This window comes from Methanothermobacter sp. CaT2, from assembly GCF_000828575.1.
GTDB lineage: Archaea > Methanobacteriota > Methanobacteria > Methanobacteriales > Methanothermobacteraceae > Methanothermobacter.
Genome location: NZ_AP011952.1, coordinates 1,642,494 through 1,663,757, shown reverse-complemented (window position 1 = coordinate 1,663,757; position 21,264 = coordinate 1,642,494). Strand labels below are relative to the sequence as shown.

Below are 21,264 nucleotides of genomic sequence, written 5' to 3'. Positions count from 1 at the left end.
ACCTCCACATCAGACTCCCTCGAAACACCTCTCAACATGCTCACGGGACGGTGGCTCAGTAAGAAGACTCACAACAACCATGAAGATCGCCGAGACAGGCACCCCAATCAGTATCGGGTCAACAACAGGCCAGGGCATCGAAGAAACAACAGGACCCCCAAATAGGGCATTAGCAACCCCCAGGGCCTCCGCAGTCTTCTTATACTCGAAAAGAAGCCATAAAAGGCTCACGATGGCACCTGAAACCATACCTGCAATCGCGCCCTCACGGGTGGCCCTCCTCCAGAAAATAGCCGCAGCATAAACCGACAGGAAGGAAGCGGCACAAATACCAAAGAAGAGAGCCGTCCCCTGGGCAATTATACTCCCTGGCAGCAGGTAGCCCAGAACAACCGCGATCAGAACCGCAATGATAATACCGCCCCTTGCTATGAGGACTGACCTTTCGCCCTTCCTGTTTCTTATGGTCTCATACACATCCCTTCCTATGGCTGTACCCTGCACATGGAACTGTGCGCTGAGTGTGGACATTGCGGCAGAGAGCAGGGTCAGCATGAAGATATAGGAGAACCACTCAGGCATGGCAGAATTGATAAAGACAGGTATTATCTTATCCGCATTTCCCCCAGCAGCCTGAAGGGCAATTACACCTGCCTTTTTGAAGAAGTAAACGTTTGAAAGGGCCCCGACCACATAGGCGCTCCAGGTCATCACGAATATGAAGAGTGCGCCTATCAGAACACCCCTGTTGAGCTCCCTGTTGGACCTCACCGTCATGAACCTCACTATTAGCTGTGGCTGGGCAAGGACACCCACACCCACACCAAGGATAAGGGTTGAAAGGAGGGTCCACCAGTAGGGGCTGCCATAAACAGGCATGCTGGTCCAGCCAGTTGCACCCAGAGCCCTGGCCTTGGCAGGCACCAGATGAGAAATGCTGGTGAGGGCCTGATGAGCATCCACCACACCACCAAGAATGTAATAGGTTGACACAACCAGGAAAATCATACCCAGGAACATTATGGTACCCTGAAGGGCATCAGTATACATCACACCACGTATACCACCCAGCACGACATAAACAGCAACAATAACAGCCATCAGGATGAGGGCTATGTTGAAGTTAAGCCCGAGGGTAGTTTCAATAAATCTTGCGGCCCCTATAAGGACAACTGATGCGTAGAGTGGCATTCCCAGGAATATTATGGCCCCCCCAAATGACTGGAGGAACCTGCTATTGAACCTCCTCCCCAGGAACTCCGGGAAGGTGAGGGCAGACATGTTATGACCCATCTTCCTTGTGCGCTTACCAAAGAACACAAAGGCAATGAAAATACCCACAAGTATGTTGAGAAACACCAGCCAGAGTATACCCATCCCAAACACACCGGCCATACCACCAAAACCCACAATCGCCGCCGTACTTATAAACGTGGCGCCGTAACTCATGGCCATGATGTAAGGATGGGTCTTCCTACCGGCCACCATGTAGTCCTCTGAGGTCTCCGTCCTCCTCCAGGCCACATAACCAACGTAGCCCACAAGAAGGAAGTAGACGAGAACAACGATACCCAGTACCAGAAAATCCATTCAACATCCTCCTTACGTTTATCAGTTACAATTTATAATTAACGATAATGATAATTAACATATAAGTCTTTACAGAAAGAAAACTGAGAGAATCACATTCAAAGGAGATCAAAATGATATGGAACCCTGAAGCAGAATGCATGAGTCAGGAAGAAAAACAGGAATTACAGCTCAGGAGACTGCAGGAGACAGTTAAAAGAGCCTATGAAAACGTGCCATACTACAACAAACGTTTAAACGATTTAGAGGTGTTTCCAGAGGACATAGAAACACTGGATGATATAGAGAAGCTGCCCTTCACCACAAAGAATGACCTCAGGGACGCATACCCCTTCGGGATGTTTGCAGTGCCAGATGAGGATATAGTGGAGGTCCACACATCATCAGGGACCACCGGTAAGCCAGTTGTTTCCGGTTACACCAGGAGGGACCTTGAAATATGGTCTGAGGTCATGGCGAGATCCCTGACCATGGGGATGGCAACAAAGAAGGACCGTATACAGAACTGCTATGGCTACGGGCTTTTCACAGGGGGTCTTGGTGTCCACTACGGGGCGCAGAAGATCGGGGCGACCGTCATCCCAATCTCAGCGGGTAACACCAAGAGGCAGATCGAGATAATGCAGGACTTCGGGACCACAATAATAACATGCACACCCTCCTATGCACTCTACCTTGCAGAGGTCCTTGAAAAGGAGGGCGTCGACATTGAAAGTCTGAACCTCAAATCAGGCATATTCGGTGCCGAGATGTGGACCGAAGAAATGAGAAATGCCATAGAGGAAAGGCTGGGCCTCACCGCCCTCAACATCTATGGCCTCACAGAGATAATAGGCCCAGGCGTCGCCCAGGAGTGTACCGAGAAGAACGGCCTCCACATCTTTGAGGACCACTTCTACCCGGAGATAATAGACCCGAAAACAGAAGAGAAACTCCCCTATGGCAGGAAGGGGGAGCTGGTACTCACAACACTCACAAGGGAGGGTATGCCAATCCTCAGGTTCAGGACAAAGGACATAACAGCCCTCAGGAACGATGAATGCGGATGCGGCCGTACCCTTGTGAGAATGGACAGGATAACAGGTAGAAGCGACGACATGCTCAAGATCAGGGGTGTCATTGTCTTCCCATCACAGATCGAAAGGGCCCTCCTCAAGATAAAGGGTCTTGAACCACACTACCAGATAGTGGTCACAAGGCCCGAGTTTCTGGATGAGCTTGAGGTCCAGGTTGAAGCGTCCCCCAAACTCTTCTCCGATGAGGTTAAACATGTGGAAGAGGCCAGAAGGATGATAGAGAAGCATATACACAGTGAAATAGGTCTGCGTGTTAACGTCACACTTGTGGAACCGGGAAGCCTTCCAAGAAGTGAGGGTAAAGCCATAAGGGTAATAGATAAGAGGAAATTTGACTAATGGAGGTGCCTTAAATGAAACTGAAGCAGATATCAGTCTTTCTTGAAAACAGAAAGGGCAGGCTGAAAAATGCCATTCACGCCCTTTCAGAGGAGGGTGTAAACATAAGGGCCCTTTCCATTGCGGACACATCCGAATTTGGGATACTGAGGATGATAGTTTCGGATCCCGAAGCTGCAAGGAAAGCCCTTGAGAAGAAGAACTTCGTGGTAAGGGTCAACGATGTTATAGCCGTTGAGGTACCTGATGAACCCGGAGGACTTGACGGTATACTGGGTGTGCTCACAGAGAGGGATATAAACGTGGAATACATCTACGCCTTCGTTGAGAAAAAGGGGGAAAAGGCAGTTGTAGTTATAAGGACAGAGGATGTTGATGAGGGTATAAGGGCACTTGAGGATGCGGGGATCCCCGTACTTTCATCTGAGGATATCTACATCCTCTAAACCCTTAACCATCAGTCACCATCAACGACCACACATCCGAGGATATCCACACCATCTATCCTTTAAAGTCACTCACAATTAACGGCTTCAAACCCCTCATGGAATGCCCTCAGGTTCACTTCCATCAACTTTGGGGGCAGGTTATTCGTCATGGAGTCTATAAGTGTCTCTTTACCCACTGGAAACCCGCTGGTGGCCGCTGCGGCGCCCAGCATAACCATGTTGAGTGATAGTATGTGACCGGCCTCCACAGCGATTTTCTCCCCATTGAAGCTCCTCACCATTCCTGCATTCTCCTCGAGAGTTTTAATTATCTCTTCCAGGGGAGGATAGGGGTGTGGACTTTTTATCAGGTTGAATGGTGGTATCTTTGATGTATTCACAATTACACAGGCGTCTTTGGACATTTTGGGAAGTGCCCTCAGGGCCTCAAGGGGTTCGAAGGCTATTACAAGGTCAGCCTCACCCTGCGGTATGATGGAACCCCTCACATCACCGAACCTTATCTCCGTTGAGACAGCACCACCCCTCTGGGCCATCCCATGGATCTCACTCATGACAACATTCATTCCCTCATTCATGGCGGCCTCACCGATTATAACGGATGTCTTTATTATCCCCTGGCCGCCAACACCACACACATAAATGTTGTAGCTCATCTTTTTCCCTCCGGTTTTATGGCTCCTGCTGGACATATCTGGAGGCATATGGTACATCCCCTGCAGTAGAGGGGATCTATGAAGACCCTTCCATCCTCCTCAACCATCGCTGGACAGGCAAGTTCACTGAGGCATTCAAGACAGAGGTCACATTTCTCCTCATCAACCCTCACCGACCTTCCGCGGACAGCACCCTCAGATAGCATGCAGGGGTATCTGGATATAACCACCGCCACAGATTCGTGCTGAAGGGCCCTCCTGATGGTCTCAGAGGATCTCCTTATGTTCATGGGGTTAACGGTCTCCACAAATTCAACACCGCAGGCCCTGGCGATATCCTCTATGGGTATGGCAGGGGCCTCCTCCTCCATCCCATCAACCGGGAGCCCCGGGTGTGGCTGTCCGCCGGTCATTGCAGTTGTCCTGTTATCCAGTATAACCAGGACAAACCTCTGCCTGTTGTGGACAGCATTTATGAGTGGCGGTATACCTGCATGGAAAAAGGTTGAATCCCCTATGAATGAAACTATCCTCTGGGATGTTGCAGCCGAAAACCCGCAGGCGGTGCCCACACTGGACCCCATGCTGAGGAGGTAATCTGCTGCAGAGTAGGGGGGCTCTATCCCAAGGGTGTAGCACCCGATATCGGTGGGGAATATGAGATCCTCCCCCTCAATACCGAGTTCAGAGGCGGCCCTCCTCACCGAATAGTACATGGCCCTGTGGGGACATCCGGGGCAGAGTGCAGGGGGTCTTTCAGGTAACCCAGGCGCTTCTATTCCCTTTTCATGGCTTTTGATTCCTGTGAGTCCTGAAATGGCCCTTCTAACTATGTCCTCACTGTACTCATATATCTCAGGGAGTGTGCCGTCCAGTTTTCCATGGACCCCAACATCAAGGCCCTCTGATGTTGCGACTGCAAGGACCTCCTTCTCCATTACAGGGTCCACCTCCTCAACAACAAGCACCCTTTCAAGTCCAGAGAGAAAGTCGGCTACAAGTCCCGCAGGGAAGGGGTAGGTGAATCCCAGTTTCAGGACCGGGACATCAAGTCCAAGCGTCTGGAGTGCATCGTATACATAGTTGAAAGCCCCTCCAGATGCAATTATTCCCAGATCAGATTCAGAGTCCTCATTGAGTACCCTGTTCAGTTCTGAGGTGTCTGCAACCCTCTTAAGTTTCTTCATCTTCTCAACAAGTTCCCTGCGCATCACCCTTGCGGTTGCAGGTACAGGTACAAACTGCTCTGGATTCTTCCTGAAAAACCCCTTCACTGGTTCAGCCCTTCTCTCGCCAGCCTCCACAACTCCCCTCATGTGTGAGACCCTGGTTGTGGTCCTTAAAAGTACCGGTATCCTGTATTCCTCAGAGAGTTCAAAGGCATGATTCATGTATTCAAGGATCTCCTGTGGATTTGAGGGTTCGAGGAGTGGAACCCATGCGAGGCGTGCATAGTGCCTGTTATCCTGTTCATTCTGTGATGAGAACATCGAGGGGTCATCTGCTGATAGGACAACCATCCCTGCCCTCACACCGGTGTATGCGACACTCATGAATGAGTCTGATGCAACATTCAGCCCCACATGCTTCATAAATGTGAATGAACGGACCCCCGATGCAGCGGCTGCTGCTGCGACTTCAAGTGCCACCTTCTCATTTATCGAAAACTCAAAGTAGATCCCTGCCCTCTTCGCAATCTTTGATAGGACATTTCCTATCTCTGATGACGGTGTCCCGGGGTAGGTGCTTGCTACACCAACCCCCGACTCTATCGCAGCCCTCACCGCTGCCTCGTTGCCAAGTAAGAATAATCTATCGCCCCTTCCGGCGTCAAGGATATCATCCAGTTCCATGAAATCACCTCGGAGTAATAATTTAAGTACTCTGCTGTGGATGACCTGCAAGGCGATACATCCTGTCAGTACACATAGCAACCGTACTCAGAATACATCTATTAACATTTTATAAAAAATTTATCAGTTGGAATCACAAACCTTAATATGGACCATGAACAATTAGGATTCAGTTAATTCTAAATAATTTCTTCACATGATTCGGTGCGGAGATAAAAATGATAAATGTTAAGGTTTTAAGGTTTGAACCCGGTGTAGATGAGAAACCACATCTTGAAAGTTATGATATACCTTCAAAGGAAAAAATGAAGGTTCTTGATGCCCTTCAGCTTATAAATAAAATGTATAATGCCAATATTGCCTTCAGAAGCTCATGCAGGGCAGGGCAGTGCGGTTCATGTGCTGTTAAGATGAACGGGGAGGTTGTCCTGGCATGCAGGGCCGAGGTGGAGGATGGTGCCGTTATTGAGCCGGTGGACCTCCCGGTTATAAAGGACCTTATGGTTGACAGGAGCGAAATAGAGGATAAGGTGAGGGCCATGGGCCTCTACCTCCAGTCAGAAGCCAGGGGCATCCAGAGGATCAAACCAGAGGACTACCAGGACACCAAGAAACTGAGGGGATGCATAGAGTGTTTCTCCTGTATAAGTTCATGCCCTGTTATAAAGGAGAGCACAGAGTATGCGGGACCCTACTTCATGAGGTACATATCAAAATTTGCCTTCGATCCCCGTGATGAGGCCGAAAGAGCCGCTGGGGGTGTGGAGGAAGGACTTTACTGCTGTACCACCTGCGGTAAATGTGCCGAGGTATGCCCCAAGGAACTCAATGTACCAGGGGATGCAATTGAAAAACTGAGGGCCATGGCATGCAGAGAGGGCGCAGGACCCCTCGATGCCCACAGAAAGATCAAAAAACTCATTTCAGAGACAGGTAGATCCGTTGACCGTATAGGAAAGGGTTTCATTGAATCAGTGGGGCAGAACCCAGGCTCAAGGATAGGGTTCTTCACAGGCTGCCTGGTCGACTACAGGATGCCTGAGGTTGGAATGGCACTTCTGAGGGTGCTGAGAGAACACGGCTTCGAGGTTGACGTCCCTGATGGTCAGGTGTGCTGTGGATCACCCATGATAAGGACAGGACAGCTCGATATTGTTGAGGATCTTGTTGAGAGAAACAGGAGGGCCCTCGAGGGGTATGATACCATAATAACAGTCTGTGCTGGCTGCGGAGCCACCCTCAAGAAGGACTATCCCCGTTATGGCGTTAAACTGAACGTACTTGACATCAGCGAATTCCTGGCGGATCGGATTGACGACATTAAAATGAAGCCGGTCAACATGAGGGTGACCTACCATGACCCCTGCCACCTTTTGAGGGGCCAGGGCGTTAAACTGGAACCAAGGAAGATACTTAACAGCATCCCCGGCCTTGAATTTGTTGAAATGGAAAAACAGGGGCAGTGCTGTGGATCAGGTGGGGGTGTGAAATCCGGTAAACCTGAGATAGCCGAAAGCCTGGGAAGGAAGAAGGCTGAGATGATACGCAAACTCAATGTTGACGCCGTGATAACAATATGCCCCTTCTGCCAGCTCCATATCAAGGATTCCCTTGAGAAAGAGGGTCTTGGGGACGTGAAGGTTATGAACATCCTTGAACTCCTTGACATGGCCTATTCTGACGATTGAGGGGGCTGGATATGGAAGTTTACGAGCTCCTCTCCAGAAACATTGGAGTCGTCTTTGTGGAACCTGAAACCCCTGGAAATGTGGGTTTCCTTGCGAGGGCCATGAAAAACTTCGGCCTTCAAAATCTAATCCTAATAAACCCCTGCAGCCTTGAGGATGAGGCCTATTACCAGGCAATGCATGCCAGGGACCTTGTTGAGGATGCCATCATCTACCAGACCCTTGATGAGATGATGGAAAAACTTGAACCTGACTTTCTTGTTGGGACAACAGGTGTGCCTGGAGGGAGCTACAACGTTGACAGAATACCCCTGAGACCATCCCGGCTCGCCTCATCCATCAACCCCTCCTCAAGGACCTTCATCCTCTTTGGGCGTGAGGGGGACGGGCTCTCAAACAGGGAACTCGGCCTATGCGACATGGTGGTGAGTATCCCCACAGATAGTGAATACCCCATAATGAATATAACCCACGCCGCCGCAATAATATTTTATGAGATATTCAAAAAAAGAGATTTTGATTGCGAAGGACTTGAGGAGGCCTCAGGAGTTGAAAAAAAACTTCTCGTGGATGAGATGGACGAGATACTCTCATTGATTGACATTCCACCACACAAGGAGAGGGTTGCCTCGAGAGTGTTCAGGAATGTGACCGGGAGGGCCTTCATAACAGCAAGGGAGGCCCATACACTTAAGGGTGTCCTCCGGAGAATAAAAAACAGGATTAAAGAATAAGGTTCAGGAGGTCTTGGTCTGTTTTTCGGTTTACTTGATATGGTGGGTATCATTATCTTCATCGTACTCATCATTTTCCTGCCTGTTATAATCAGGATGAGGATGTTCTCTGCGGTTGAGGGGGCAATCAGGGAACTGGATGATATGGAGAAGAAGGCCAGAAAGATAATAATGGACCTCAGCGGCATCACAGATGAGGGTCTCCTTGATGACTACCTGGAGTTCTTCATAGTACCCCCCTCTGATATTGATCCATCAGGACTTGCAGATAAATTCAGGAGGCTCCTGGAGATGGGAGACCTCCGTATCAGGGAGATGGTTGAAGAGATTTCCCCGGATGCAGACGGCAAAAAAAAGGCTAACATAATAATGTGTATAAAGGTGACCGCAGGTATCCGGGGCATCCTCAAATTTCTGAGGCATAACCTTGAACTGTCAAGGAAGACAGGAAACCTTCAGATCCTGGTTGCCCTTCAGATGAACCTTGAGCTGATCATGAGGACCGCCAGGGCATACCTGGATGGCTGCAGTGCAATCTCATCATCCCTACCCCTGGGTGACGGTGCCGGTCCCCTCACAGCAGGGATGCTCATAGATGAAGAGGACAGTAAAAAACACCTGCATGAAATGGTCTATGTAAGGAAAAGATTCATGGATAAGGATATTGGTATTCTGAAGCCTTATGGGCCTGGTTCAAGGCTTGGAATGGTGGTGAAGGCCCTTGAAGAGATCCTCGGTGAGGATGAGTTCCATGAGGTGATAATGGTGGATGCTGCCGCCAAACTGGAGGGTGAAAAAACAGGTACAGTGGCTGAGGGGGTTGGGGTGGCCATAGGTGGCCCTGGGGTTGAAAAGTGGTTCATGGAGAACATGATACTTGAACACAGAACCCACGCCATCATAATAAAGATGTCCCCCGAGGAGGCAATGTCCCATATGACGAGGGAAATACTTGACGCCTGCAGCGTCGCCCGCTCAAGGATAGAGGATATAATATCCAGGTCAGATGCAGATTCAATTCTCATAATAGGCGTGGGTAACAGCAGCGGCATCCCTGACGCCGTTGAAAAGCCAGGGGAAATCAAAGTGAAGGAACAAGAATGATCCTGAGAATAAAGAGGAGATGCTTTGGCGAGAGCAAGGTGAAGGAAAAATACCCCTAAAATGAAGAGGAGATGTTTTAATGGCAATACTCAGCGACCGTGACATAAAGAGGTACCTTGAGGAGGGACTGATAACCATAGACCCCCTTGATGACCCTGAAAGGCAGATACAGCCATCCTCAGTTGACCTCAGAATAGGCGATGAATTCCGGGGATTCAGGGTTATAAGAAAACCCTGCATAGACCCCAAGGACCCCGCAGATATAGAGTCCTACATGGAGACCTTTCATGTCGAGGAGGGTCCATTCATAATACATCCAGGTGAATTTGCCCTTGCAACAACCTATGAATACATAGGGCTGCCAGACAACCTTGTTGCAAGGGTTGAGGGCCGGTCATCCATCGGGAGGCTCGGCATAACCATGCATGTAACTGCAGGATACGTGGACCCTGGCTTCCATGGAAGGATAACCCTTGAGATATCCAATATAGGTAAGATGCCGGTGGCCCTCTACCCTGGCCAGAGGGTCTGCCAGATAGTCTTCGAGACAATGACAAGTCCTGCAGAGAAACCATATGGTCACCCATCACGTGACAGCAAATACATCGGCCAGACAAGGCCCCAGACAAGCAGGATAAAGGATGATTATGAAATAAGAACCTCAAGGATCTGATGAAAAGGAGTGATCATGTTGAATCATGAAAAGACAATGACCGTTGCAAGGAAGAGAGGTTTCCTGTGGTCTTCATTTGAAATCTACTCAGGTGTGGCAGGTTTCGTGGATTACGGACCACTTGGAGCAACACTCAAGAACAAGATAATGAACAGGTGGCGTGAATTCTATGTGGTCAGGGAGGGCTTCTATGAAATAGAGTCCCCCACCATAATGCCAGAGGAGGCCCTCAAGGCATCAGGACACGTTGACCACTTCAATGACCCAATGACCCAGTGCAAGGAGTGCATGGATGTCTACAGGGCCGACCACATAATCGAGGATGCAACAGGAAGGGATGTTGAGGGCCTCGAAAACCAGGAGCTTACAGAGATCATATCAGATGAGGCTATAAGGTGCCCGAGGTGTGGTGGACACCTCACCCATGTATGGAGCTACAACCTCATGTTCCAGACCCTGATAGGGGCTAAAGGAAAAAAAACAGGGTACCTCAGACCTGAAACTGCCCAGGGGATATTCATACCCTTCAAGAGGCTTCTGAGGTTCTTCAGAAACCGCCTGCCATTCGGCGTTGTTCAGCTGGGCAAATCATACCGCAATGAGATATCACCCAGACAGGGTGTTATAAGGCTCCGTGAGTTCACACAGGCAGAGGCAGAGATATTCGTCAACCCTGAAGACAAGTCACACCCTGATTTTGATACTGTTAAAGGGGATAAACTCAGATTATATTCTGCAGATGACCAGCTTGATGGTTCAGAGCCCTCTGAGATGACCGCTGCTGAAGCGGTTGAAAAGGGCATTGTATCAAGTGAAATACTGACATACCACCTCTGCCTTGCAAAGAGGTTCCTCACAGATATAGGAATACCCGAGGATGCCCTGAGGTTCAGGCAGCACCTTCCCTCTGAAATGGCCCACTATGCAATTGACTGCTGGGACGTTGAGGCATTCACAGATTCCTATGGCTGGATAGAGATTATAGGGATAGCCGACAGGACAGACTATGATCTAAAATCCCACAGCCAGTACAGCGGCGAGGACCTAAGGGTTTTCATAGAATACGAAAAACCAAAGAAAATTAAAAGGCGCGCTGTTAAACCTGACATGGGCAGACTCGGTCCAAGGTTCCGCAAGGACGCTGCAAGGATAGCCCAGGCACTCAGTGAAATTGAAGCTGATGAAGTGGAAAAAGCACTCAGGAATGAGGGCAAATTCATCCTTGACGGTGAATTCGAAATACTGCCAGATGATGTCACCTTTGAGGATGTGGAGGAAGTTGTGACAGGAGAAAAGGTCTATCCACATGTCATAGAGCCATCGTTCGGTATAGACAGAATAATCTACACCCTTCTCCTCCATTCCCTTGTGGATGAAGATGACAGGACCTACTTCCGACTCCCACCCCATGTTGCGCCGGTGGAGGTCAGCGTGTTCCCCCTTGTAAACAAGAAAGAAATGGTTGAGGTTGCCCTTGAAATAAAAAGAAAGCTCAGAAAATCAGGGTTCATAGCTGAATTTGACTCCTCAGGGACCATAGGGAGAAGGTATGCCCGTTCAGATGAAATAGGGGTTCCATTTGCGGTTACAGTGGACCATGAAACCCTTGAGGATGGAACAGTGACCCTCAGGAGCAGGGATGACTGCAGTCAGATAAGGTTGAAGATTGAGGAACTGGATTCAAAGTTAGAGGAATTTATAAAATCCTGAAACTACTCCTCCAGAGGAAGCGGGGTCTCCCTGACGCTGCCCAGAGATTCACTGTCCAGTACCGATGAGAGGCTCCAGTGGTAATCAAACAGACTGTTCCCCCACTGGAGAATCTCATCCCCATGACCCAACAGGATTTCCGTTTTTGATGAATCAAAGCCATCCCTTTTAAAGAGGCTCATTGAGAAAAATGTGTCAGATATCAGGTATGAGATCTCCTGGTTCTCAGGGAGAACCCCAATTTTCAGTAAATCTGAATCCATGAGTTCATGGAGGTTCATTAAACCAGACTCCCCAAGAAAAACATGATATGTATCAGGTGTCAGTATGAGCTCCACTCTTCCACCAGTTTCAACGAACCCTGCTATTGATTCTGTGTGCCTGGGAAGGCAGCATGAAAGCATTGCCCTGAGGTGTGTGGCGTTATCCAGCATCTCAAGGTAGGTGGTATATGGTCTCTGGAGGTCATCTGGTGTTGCCTCAACAATGTAGGCGTCCCTGAAGACGTTTATGTCCATGAGGAACCGCGCTGGAATTGATCCAATTGAATGTTTGTTCCAGAATTCCCTGTGAAGCCTCACAGCATCCATTGAGTTCATAAATTTTGATAGGGTGATTCCCATAAGCTTTCCCTTTGAAGTTAGTCTGCATGTATCTGAGGACCTCTCCACCAGCCTCCTTTCCTCCAGCTCCATGAGTGCATGTGTGGTGGCTGAATTTGAGGTCCTTATGATGTCCCTGATCTCAGAAACCCTTTTTTCTCCGTCCATAAGATTGAGTATTACACCTGATCGCACCCGGGATCCTGCTATAAATCTGATCTCAGCAAGCAAATCATGAATGTCATCCGAAAACCCTGAAAGTAGGTTAAAATCACTGTTAAGTTCCATCCTCTGCCCCCTACATTGATAACATTATTCCAGTCAGGTTTCTGATGCCAAGCTTTTCAGATCTCTCCCTGTAATGTTCATAGAGCCGGAAGCCCCACTCAATGGCTCTACTGTCAGTACTCATGATATCCCTGTTCTGGTCATAAAATCCTCTGCTATCAAAAAGACCCAGTGAGAGGAACTTATCGGTCACCGTGAACGCAATCTTCAATGAGCCCTGAAATCGGAGAACCTTAAGGTTTCTGTTCTTAATTGCAGTCCTGAGGAGCCCGAAACTTGCATTTAAAACCATCTCCCGTATCACGCCATCTGTAAGGACAAGTTCAACATGAACCCCCCTTTCCAGGAGCCCCTCATAGATATCAACCAGGTCCCTGTGAGAGATGGGGGATACGCCATAAACTTCCTCAGAATCCTCTATAAGTTTTCTGTAGGTGTTGTGGGGCCTGTATATATCCTCAGGCGCTGACCTGATGAGTTCAGAATTTATGAGCCAGTCAATATCCTCAATTAGGTATTCAGGAATCCCGCTGATATCATGATTCAGCCAGATTTCATCAAATCCATTTATAACCCTCACAGAGTTCATTAATTTCAGTGCTGAGAGGGTTTTGAGGGTTGCCTCTGAGGTGAGGCTGTAAGAGTCCCCCCTCCTGGTGATGGACTCCTCCTCAAGAAGTAATCTTATGTTACTGTAAAGTGCTGGAAGGCTCACCTTAACCTCCCCTTTAATCTCATCAAAGGTTTTTGGTGACCTGAGAAGCGAAACCATTATCCTGAACCTTATGCTGGATTTGAGGATGAACTGAAGATCCTCATAGAGATATTCGTATACGTCAGTGAGCCTCTCTTCGTACATCAAACAGCCTCCTTATGTCTTTATATTCATCAGATTTTAAATATTTTATTGAGCAATTTACAGTTGCAGTGGTTTAAAGGAGGTTTTGAACTGATAGATAGCCATATACATGCGGATACGAGACCCTTTGAAGATTTTGAACTTATGGCTGTGAGTGGTATAGAGGGGGCCATTACCTGTGCCCATGACCCTCTGGAGATGACATCATCGGATGTTGTCATGGCGCATTTCAGGAGACTGGTAACAGTGGACCCTGAGAGGGCCGCCCGCAATGGGTTAAAACTCTATATCGCCCTTGGAATACACCCCCGGGCAATACCCCGTGACCCTGAAAGGGTGATTGAAAAACTCCCAGATCTCCTCAAAAATCCGTCTGTGGTTGCTGTTGGTGAGGTGGGTCTTGACTCTGGTTCGGAAATTGAAAAGGATGTCTTTAAATCTCAGCTAAAAGTGGCTGAGGAACTTGGTTACCCTGTGATTGTCCACACCCCGCGGAGAGGAAAGGCCGATATTACCCCCCAGATAATGGATGTGATCGATGGTACAATCGATGAGTCCATGGTGGTGGTGGAACATGTTAACATGGAGGTTCTCCCGGAGCTTGTAGAAACCGAGTGCATGCTGGGACTGACTGTGCAACCTGAAAAGCTTACGCCAGAGGAAGCCGTTGAAATTCTGCGTGAATATGGAACAGAAAGGTTTGTACTTAACAGTGACATGAGCTCAGCGCCATCTGATCCCCTTTCAGTTCCAAGAACAGTTCAGAGAATGAAGATGGAGGGTTTCAGCCGCAGTGACATAAGGCGGGTTTCTGATGGAAACATAGGGGATCTCCTTAAAATCAGCCCAATCTAAAATGCGCCAATCCTTGAAATCACCCTGCGTGCCACCCTGTGACCGTTTCTCAGGCACTCACCTGGCTCTGAACCTCTAAGCCACATTGACATGAAACCCGCTGCAAAGGCGTCCCCTGCCCCGGTGGTATCCAGCGCATCCTCAGCCTCAATTTCCAGGGCCTCTGAGTGGTCCTCTGAAAAGAAGGATGCCCCTCTGGGTCCATGGGTCACAACAACGTTCCCGACCCCGGCCTCCAGAAGTCTTTCAATCCCTGACCTCCCGGAGCCGGTTAGCATCTCAAGTTCATCATCATTAAGGAATATTATGCTGGTTCTCTCAAGAACACCTGAAAGCCTTTCAATGCCATATGATGCCAGGAGTGTGCCGGGGCTGAAGGAGACGTTCCTGATACCTGAAACCGCGCTGGCAACCTCAATGTAGCAGCCGCTGAGATGAACTGCATCTGCAGCCATTATATATTCTGATTCTGCCTCACCAATTTCAAGAGTGGCGTTTGCACCCATGTAGGAATAAATGGACCTCCTGCCAGTCCCATCCACTGATATGAAGGCCATACCAGTTGTTTCAGCCTGCCTTGATATGCGGGATGTATCGACGCCCTTCGATTCCAGAAGGGATGTGATCATATCCCCGTAAACATCCCTGCCCACCGACGACACAACACCAGCCTTAAATCCAAGGTGGGAGATCCAGACGGCAAAGTTGAACGCAGAACCCCCTGGAACGACATTTAAATCTTCTATGTTCATCTCAGAGTCCGGTTCAACGAATCTGGGCACCCGAAAAATAAAATCCATGTTGCAGGTTCCAACACTGACAACACTCATCAAAATAAATCACCGGGGTGATCACCTTCGCCCCATCAAACCGCTTATGAGTTTGGCGATAACACCCTGCTTGTCTGGTTCTATTGGCTGGTATTCCTCACCGATGAGGTCCGCTGCAAGTTTCATCAGGGAATTGCTTGCAGGTGACTTTGGATTCTTAATGACTATGGGTTCACCAAAGGCTGCTGCCCTGCTCACCTCGGGATCATCAGGTATCACCGCGATAACAGGAACTTCAAGTATTGTCTCAACCTCCTCAACACTCAGGAAGGTTTTATCGTACTGCTCACGGTTTATGACAACACCTATTATGTTGATGCCAAGTTTACTTGCGACGATCTTTGTTTTGAGGGCGTCACTTATTGATGGCACTTCGGGTGTTGTGACAAGAAGAAGTTCATCTGCAGCTGCAAGTGCGGCAACAGCGTCCTTCTCAAGACCTGCAGGAGCATCTATAAGGAGTATATCAGTATCCTCTATGAGGTATGCGAGTGCATCCTCAAGGCGGTCAAGTTTAACGTTTCTGAGCCCCTCAAGGGATATGCCAGCAGGTACCACCCTCACGCCATTGGGACCCTCATAAACCGCGTCCTCAATTGAAGCGTTACCTGCGAGAACATCATGAAGTGTGACGGATTTTCCCTCCATCCCCAGGATGAGTTCAAGGTTTGCCATTGCTATATCAGCGTCAAGCACAACAACCCTTTCACCGTAGGTTGAGAGGGCAACACCCAGGTTAGCAGTGATGGTTGTCTTCCCCACACCTCCCTTACCTGATGCGACTGTAATCACTCTTGTCATTCCAATACCTCCACATAGATAATAACAGTCATCCTAATATAAATATTGATGTCCGGTACAGCAAAAAGCAGATCACCGCACCTCAATACTCACCTCAAAGTTATCCACTATCTCAGGGAAATCCCTGAAGGTTTTCCTGAGTTCCATCTCGACGATATCCATTATATGAAACTTGAGGTTCTCCTCCTCCTTTGAATCCCCCATGATCCTTGAGAAAATACCCTTACCCTCATGTTCAACCATTATCTTGATCTTTCCACTGAGGTCATATGTGTTGTCAAGGAAAACTATCACTTCAGCACCCTTTATACGGGGTATTCCCAGTATAGACATTTTTATTTTATTCATAAGGGTCAGTTCAACCCGTTCAGGATCGATATCTGTGATTGCACCACCCTTATACGTCTCAAGGACCTTTTCGACCTCCTCTTCACCTATATCCCTGAGGCCATATTTTTTCATGAGCTCGTCTCTGCTGAGGGGTTTGGAGTCAGGCACATCCATGGAGTCCGGAGCTTCATTTTCAAGTTTCTCTTCCTTTTCAGTGTCAGCATCAGTCGATTCATCAGCGGCGGGAATTTCAGGGGACTCTTCGGTCTCTGAAGTTTGGGGTTCTTGAGTAACTTCTCCTGTAACCTCTACCTGAGGCTTTGATTGGGTTTCAGTTGATTCTGCATCTTCACCTTCCAGAGCACCTGTGAATTCAGTATCTTCAATGTCAGGGGAAGCACCAACGGCTATTTCAGACGTTTCAGGCGTCTCTTCATCTGTTATGGGCTGCCTGTAACTTGCCTCCTTTGGATTGAAGTAATCTTCCTCTTCCACCGCTTGAGGCTCGATTACCCTCTCATCTCTTTGCTCTATTGTATAAATTCTGTTTATATCCATGAGGTAATCCAGCTGTGATCTTTTAAGATCAAAGAGTTCTATGAGGGTATCTGTTTTATCGGCCACTTCCATTATCCTTTCAAGAGCTTCCTCCTTCATGTATCGGTCGTATGATGCTGCAACGTGTATCCCATCCCTGAATAGAATGTAGCCCTCATCGGATGCATGTGTAATCCTTATGAATCCATTGTATTCATCTGATGCAAGTTTTTCAAGAAGTTCGCTGAAATCTATCTCATCACCGTAGGAAATCTTGGATGGCTTGGTTATCGGAAGCTCCATACGTTCACTACCCCTTTCTGATGAGTTTAATTTCCCGTGGAGTTATTATCACCACATTTTTCTCCTTATTGCAGAGGAGTATCGCCTCTGCACCATGATTCTCTCTGAGATCCTTTATGCGTTCCCCCACTGTCTTGAAATCCGATGGATTATCTCTCTGGATCTCGGTGAGATCAAGTATAACCGGATTCTTCTCATCGGTCACCTGGGAGAGGGCATCGTCCACATCGCCAATGGATTTTGCCTTCAGGAGAATGATCTCGTAGAAGGAGTGCTCCGGCACTATTATGGTTTCCGTCTCCTCGGGTTCCTTAACTTCCTCATCAAGTCCCACACTTTTCTTCAGCATTTCGAGAATGTCCCTCAACTAAATCTCCCCTATGTGCTCCATGATCACGTCCATTAATCTTGAAGCCCCCCCATTTTTAACATCAACAACAGGAAGCCCAAAGCGTGCTTCATACCTTTCCATTATTGATCTGTCATTCATGTTTCTTAAATTTAAGGAAATCCCTATAACCCTCGTTGGCTCGATTGCCTCTATGGCCCTTATCTCCTCATTTATCCCCCTTGGTTTTCTGTAGGGGTGGTTTGGCCTGTGACAGAGCACCGTAACGTCGGGCATTGCCCCTATAAGTATTGAGGCCGATAAACCCCTTGGGTGTGGGTTTTTCCTTTCAGTGAGGCTTGACTGGCCCTCTATGAATATTATATCCGGATCCTTCTCCTCCTCAAGGTACTTCACCGAGCCCATAACAGCCGCTGCAACATCCATAACAGAGAGGCTCCCTGCCCGGAAATTTATGTCAACCGGCTGTTCAAGACCCATCTCATCGGTTGAGATAACTCCCGCCTCAAGGCCCCTTTCCTTTGCCTCCTTTCCCAGGAGCCTTGTGGTTGTACGTTTGCCGCACTCCTGTGAGGTGCCCCCAACAAATACCACAGGTGCCCTGTGCCTGTATTTTATCTTGGGGAGTACCTCTGTGCAGCGTGGGGGTGCAACCCCAAATATTTTCCTTACGTTGTCAAGGCGGGGGCTTATCTCCTTGATTGTTACATTCATCTGCTCTGCAAATTTTATGAGGGAAGTGTTATCTGCCAGTGGGAGTGATCTGAATGAGGTCACAACATTTTTACCCTCATTTATCGCCTGGACAGCATACTTGAGGGCGGTGCCCTCTGCACCTATGGGGAGCATTATTGCAACACTTCTTGCATCGGTCTCATCTATAAGCTTAAGGAGGCTTGATGATACCTTAAAACCACAGAAGTCCTTTCCATGCTTTCTGGGGTCATCGTCAACAAATCCTACAGGTTCGACTCCCTCAAAATTTGCAAATTTTTCTCCTCCACCGCCACATCCAATGATTATAAACGGATTCAGCTCCCTCAGTTCCTCGACAGAAGATAATATGTGCAAATAATCACTCCTTTAATACTTGCTGGAATCAAATAGAAACTGTTAATTAGTTAGTCATACTCATTTAATTAATAAATGCTTAAAGCATATATATTTTGGGTAGAATACTCTGTTTATGGAGGCATAGTATGATAGCAAGAATACTTAAAGATTTAGGTAGGATCAATGGGGTAAATGGTTCCCTTGTTGTTGGTAAGGATGGTCTTGTAATCGAAAGTGAGGTTCCATCCGATATAGACGGGGAACTGGTCGCTGCAATGGCTTCAGCAGTTTTCGGTACTGCAGAAAGGTCCGCCGAGGAAATAAAGCATGAGCCCCTTGAACAGGTTATGATTGAGGGTACCAGGGGTAAGACCCTCATGATAGACGCCGGGGAGGGAATACTTGTACTGATAACCGATGTTGATATAAATCTTGGTCTTATTCGTATCGAGATGAGGAGAAGTGCCGAACGCGTTAAGGATCTCCTTACATAACCTCTATTTTAATTATGGGGCGTGAAAATTGAGAAAACCCTATGTGATACTTATAGGAAGTGCTTCAGGGATTGGAAAGTCCACCGTTGCATCGGAACTTGCCAGGGAGTTAAACATAAAGCACCTTATAGAAACAGATTTCATAAGGGAGATCGTAAGGGGCATAATCGGGCCAGATTATGCTCCCGCGCTCCATAAGTCCTCATTTGATGCCTACACAACACTGAGGGACAAAGAGCGCTTCCGTAACAACAACATTGAGTCACTGATATGTGCGGGTTTTGAGGAACACGCCTCATTCGTTATTCCTGCAGTTGAGAAGGTTATTGAAAGGGCTGTTGCTGACTCTGATGATGTGACCATAGAGGGCGTCCACCTCCTTCCTGGCCTCCTGGACATTGAAAAATTTGAGGAAAACGCATCAATCCATTTTTTTGTCCTCTCTGCCGAGGAGAATGTCCATAAGGAGCGCTTCGTTAAGAGGGCCATGGAGGTAAAGAGGGGTGGAAAACACCTTGAATACTTCCGTGAGAACCGTGTCATACATGACTACCTTGTAAGAAAGGCGAGGGAGCATGACGTACCGGTGATCAACAACGACGACATAAGGTGCACCATCAAAAGGATGCTGTCATTCATAAGGGAAAACTGCGCCGAGGTGACGCTTCAGCACCCTGTTGAACGCCTCGGTGAGGTTATAGACATCATCATTAAAAGGCATGGCGGAAGAATCGTTGACGTATCCTATCCAATACCTGGATTTTCACAGCCACTCAAACGTGAGGTCAATGTATACGATCCTGTTGAGGCTGAAAGGTTTCTTAAGCGGTTAAATGAGAGTCCAAAGCGAAAAAGAGATCTTGAAAGGCTTTACACGCTTTCAGATAACATCCACAGCCACAGGATATGCGCACCGGACCCTGAGAGTCTTCAGGAGATACTGAATGAACTTAAGGAAAAGGGACTGATATACCGGGAAGAGAACTGAACACCGGGACTTATCTGCCGGGAAGAGAACTGAATATCACAGTGTAAATTTGATGATCCATTCACTTAATTTGCGTTCTGTAATCAGGAGCACAGGGGTGACAGATTGAACCAGCAGGATATGAAGATCGACTGCCCAGTCTGCAGTGGAGAGAAGTGTATGACCGCCATCAGTAGGGTTGAGAAGATCCCCTACTTCGGTGAGATAATGGAATCCGTACTCATCTGCAGCAGGTGTGGCTACAGAAGCACAGATATAATCTGCCTTGAGCAGAAGGAACCATCAAGGTACACAATCGAGGTGGGTGACAAAACACTCAACGCAAGGGTCGTTAAGTCCCAGTCAGCAACCATAAGGATACCTGAACTCGGACTCAAGGTTGAACCGGGCCCCAGGTCAACAGGTTACATCTCCAACATTGAGGGTGTTGTTGAGAGATTTGAAACCGCCGTTAAAACGGCCATCAACCTCTTTGAGGAGGATGAATCAAAGGAAAAGGCCTCAGAGATCCTGGAAATGCTCCGTGAAGTTCGCGGGGGAAAAAGGAATGTCACAGTTATAATTGAGGATCCATTCGGGCAGAGTTTTGTTGGCCACCCCACTGCTGTGAGGGAAAAGCTCTCAGATGAAGAAATAAAGTCCCTCAAGACAGGATTTTTGGTTTTTGAGTCAGATGAGATTGATGAGGAGGACTAGTCCTCATCAACATCCCTTAGTTTGAGTGTGCGTTTGATATCCATACCCATTGCATCACAGTCGGCCTTTATTGCCTCAAGGTGTGCCAGGAGGCGTTCCTTTTCCTGGTTTATTCTCTCAATGTTCTTGTATGGATATATGCACTCCTTGAGCATCTCGTATTCCACTGTGGCATAGGGGTACTGGTTAAGCTGCTGGCATACCTTCTCGAGGATTTCTCCGAGGAACTTATTCATCTCAACCTTGACCCTTTCACGTATCATCTTGTCACTGTCAAGGTGCTGCTTCATGAGCCTGACAACCTCTGCCTTGGCAAAGGGTAATTCCTCGGTTTCCTCTTCAGCTTCCATATCAGCATTGTTATTCTGAATCTCTTCATTCTCCATAGGTTTCTACCTCCATGTGAC

At 48.0% G+C, this 21,264-nt stretch carries 22 protein-coding genes; 11 read left to right on the top strand and 11 right to left on the bottom strand.

The annotated features are described in order from the left end of the window. Positions 1-9: 9 nt before the first annotated feature. Entirely contained in the window at positions 10-1,590 is a 1,581-nt protein-coding gene (locus MTCT_RS08645; RefSeq protein WP_048176387.1) for a sodium:solute symporter, read from the bottom strand. A gap of 113 nt (positions 1,591-1,703) precedes the next feature. Here MTCT_RS08645 and MTCT_RS08640 point away from each other — a divergent pair, with 113 nt between their 5' ends. Continuing rightward, positions 1,704-3,005 carry a phenylacetate--CoA ligase gene (locus MTCT_RS08640; protein ID WP_013295252.1) on the top strand — a complete coding sequence of 434 codons (1,302 nt, stop codon included), beginning with the start codon at positions 1,704-1,706 and terminating at the stop codon, positions 3,003-3,005. Positions 3,006-3,019: 14 nt separating this feature from the next. After that, entirely contained in the window at positions 3,020-3,451 is a 432-nt protein-coding gene (locus MTCT_RS08635) for an ACT domain-containing protein (protein WP_013295251.1), read from the top strand. Between the two features lie 68 nt (positions 3,452-3,519). On the opposite strand, the gene MTCT_RS08630 is transcribed toward MTCT_RS08635, so the two are convergent. Continuing rightward, on the bottom strand, positions 3,520-4,110 hold the full coding sequence (locus MTCT_RS08630) for an indolepyruvate oxidoreductase subunit beta (RefSeq protein ID WP_048176386.1): 591 nt from the start codon (positions 4,108-4,110) through the stop codon (positions 3,520-3,522). Further along, a complete protein-coding gene (gene iorA / locus MTCT_RS08625) occupies positions 4,107-5,963 on the bottom strand; it encodes an indolepyruvate ferredoxin oxidoreductase subunit alpha (RefSeq protein WP_048176385.1) in 1,857 nt (618 codons plus the stop codon). Before iorA ends, MTCT_RS08630 begins: the two co-directional genes overlap by 4 nt. Positions 5,964-6,181: 218 nt before the next feature. Between iorA and tfrB the strand changes: the two genes are divergently transcribed. The 5 genes from tfrB (at position 6,182) to glyS (ending at position 11,872) form a co-directional block, all read left to right on the top strand. After that, positions 6,182-7,651: a fumarate reductase (CoM/CoB) subunit TfrB gene (gene tfrB, locus MTCT_RS08620; protein ID WP_048176383.1), complete on the top strand. Its 1,470-nt coding sequence runs from the start codon at positions 6,182-6,184 to the stop codon at positions 7,649-7,651. Positions 7,652-7,662: 11 nt separating this feature from the next. After that, positions 7,663-8,385 (top strand): TrmJ/YjtD family RNA methyltransferase, encoded by a 723-nt coding sequence (locus MTCT_RS08615; RefSeq protein ID WP_048176382.1) that lies wholly within the window; start codon positions 7,663-7,665, stop codon positions 8,383-8,385. 39 nt (positions 8,386-8,424) lie between these two features. Then, positions 8,425-9,489: a DUF1512 family protein gene (locus tag MTCT_RS08610; RefSeq protein WP_052457431.1), complete on the top strand. Its 1,065-nt coding sequence runs from the start codon at positions 8,425-8,427 to the stop codon at positions 9,487-9,489. Between the two features lie 79 nt (positions 9,490-9,568). Continuing rightward, complete coding sequence (gene dcd / locus MTCT_RS08605; RefSeq protein ID WP_013295244.1) at positions 9,569-10,162, top strand: dCTP deaminase; 594 nt, start codon at positions 9,569-9,571, stop codon at positions 10,160-10,162. Between the two features lie 18 nt (positions 10,163-10,180). After that, a complete protein-coding gene (gene glyS, locus MTCT_RS08600) occupies positions 10,181-11,872 on the top strand; it encodes a glycine--tRNA ligase (protein ID WP_048176377.1) in 1,692 nt (563 codons plus the stop codon). A gap of 2 nt (positions 11,873-11,874) precedes the next feature. Here the strand turns inward: glyS and MTCT_RS08595 are convergent, their stop codons facing one another. Both MTCT_RS08595 and MTCT_RS08590 read right to left on the bottom strand, forming a co-directional pair. Then, complete coding sequence (locus MTCT_RS08595) at positions 11,875-12,642, bottom strand: winged helix-turn-helix domain-containing protein (RefSeq protein WP_231855302.1); 768 nt, start codon at positions 12,640-12,642, stop codon at positions 11,875-11,877. 130 nt (positions 12,643-12,772) lie between these two features. After that, on the bottom strand, positions 12,773-13,621 hold the full coding sequence (locus MTCT_RS08590) for a winged helix-turn-helix domain-containing protein (protein ID WP_048176375.1): 849 nt from the start codon (positions 13,619-13,621) through the stop codon (positions 12,773-12,775). Positions 13,622-13,669: 48 nt separating this feature from the next. On the opposite strand from MTCT_RS08590, the gene MTCT_RS08585 reads away from it, so the two are divergent. Further along, a complete protein-coding gene (locus MTCT_RS08585) occupies positions 13,670-14,476 on the top strand; it encodes a TatD family hydrolase (protein WP_369798265.1) in 807 nt (268 codons plus the stop codon). Here the strand turns inward: MTCT_RS08585 and MTCT_RS08580 are convergent. The 5 genes from MTCT_RS08580 to MTCT_RS08560 all read right to left on the bottom strand — a co-directional run bounded on the left by MTCT_RS08580 (position 14,473) and on the right by MTCT_RS08560 (position 18,697). After that, positions 14,473-15,306: a carbohydrate kinase family protein gene (locus MTCT_RS08580; RefSeq protein ID WP_048176373.1), complete on the bottom strand. Its 834-nt coding sequence runs from the start codon at positions 15,304-15,306 to the stop codon at positions 14,473-14,475. The two genes, MTCT_RS08585 and MTCT_RS08580, sit on opposite strands and share 4 nt — an antisense overlap. A gap of 21 nt (positions 15,307-15,327) precedes the next feature. Beyond that, positions 15,328-16,107 carry a septum site-determining protein MinD gene (locus MTCT_RS08575; protein ID WP_048176372.1) on the bottom strand — a complete coding sequence of 260 codons (780 nt, stop codon included), beginning with the start codon at positions 16,105-16,107 and terminating at the stop codon, positions 15,328-15,330. A 72-nt stretch (positions 16,108-16,179) separates the two neighbouring features. Next, a complete protein-coding gene (locus MTCT_RS08570) occupies positions 16,180-17,277 on the bottom strand; it encodes a DUF2226 domain-containing protein (protein WP_048176371.1) in 1,098 nt (365 codons plus the stop codon). 7 nt (positions 17,278-17,284) lie between these two features. Next, positions 17,285-17,644 carry a cell division protein SepF gene (locus MTCT_RS08565; RefSeq protein ID WP_013295235.1) on the bottom strand — a complete coding sequence of 120 codons (360 nt, stop codon included), beginning with the start codon at positions 17,642-17,644 and terminating at the stop codon, positions 17,285-17,287. Further along, on the bottom strand, positions 17,645-18,697 hold the full coding sequence (locus MTCT_RS08560; protein WP_048176370.1) for a DUF1611 domain-containing protein: 1,053 nt from the start codon (positions 18,695-18,697) through the stop codon (positions 17,645-17,647). Positions 18,698-18,825: 128 nt separating this feature from the next. On the opposite strand from MTCT_RS08560, the gene MTCT_RS08555 reads away from it, so the two are divergent. From MTCT_RS08555 to MTCT_RS08545, 3 genes are all read left to right on the top strand, one after another. After that, the gene (locus MTCT_RS08555; RefSeq protein WP_010877438.1) at positions 18,826-19,173 is read left to right on the top strand and encodes a roadblock/LC7 domain-containing protein; all 348 of its coding nucleotides are present in this window, start codon (positions 18,826-18,828) and stop codon (positions 19,171-19,173) included. 28 nt (positions 19,174-19,201) lie between these two features. Next, entirely contained in the window at positions 19,202-20,161 is a 960-nt protein-coding gene (locus tag MTCT_RS08550) for a 3H domain-containing protein (RefSeq protein WP_048176368.1), read from the top strand. 105 nt (positions 20,162-20,266) lie between these two features. Further along, positions 20,267-20,857 carry a ZPR1 zinc finger domain-containing protein gene (locus MTCT_RS08545; protein WP_048176366.1) on the top strand — a complete coding sequence of 197 codons (591 nt, stop codon included), beginning with the start codon at positions 20,267-20,269 and terminating at the stop codon, positions 20,855-20,857. Here MTCT_RS08545 and MTCT_RS08540 read toward each other — a convergent pair. Further along, a complete protein-coding gene (locus MTCT_RS08540; RefSeq protein ID WP_013295231.1) occupies positions 20,854-21,243 on the bottom strand; it encodes a hypothetical protein in 390 nt (129 codons plus the stop codon). The genes MTCT_RS08545 and MTCT_RS08540 overlap by 4 nt on opposite strands. Positions 21,244-21,264 lie beyond the last annotated feature (21 nt).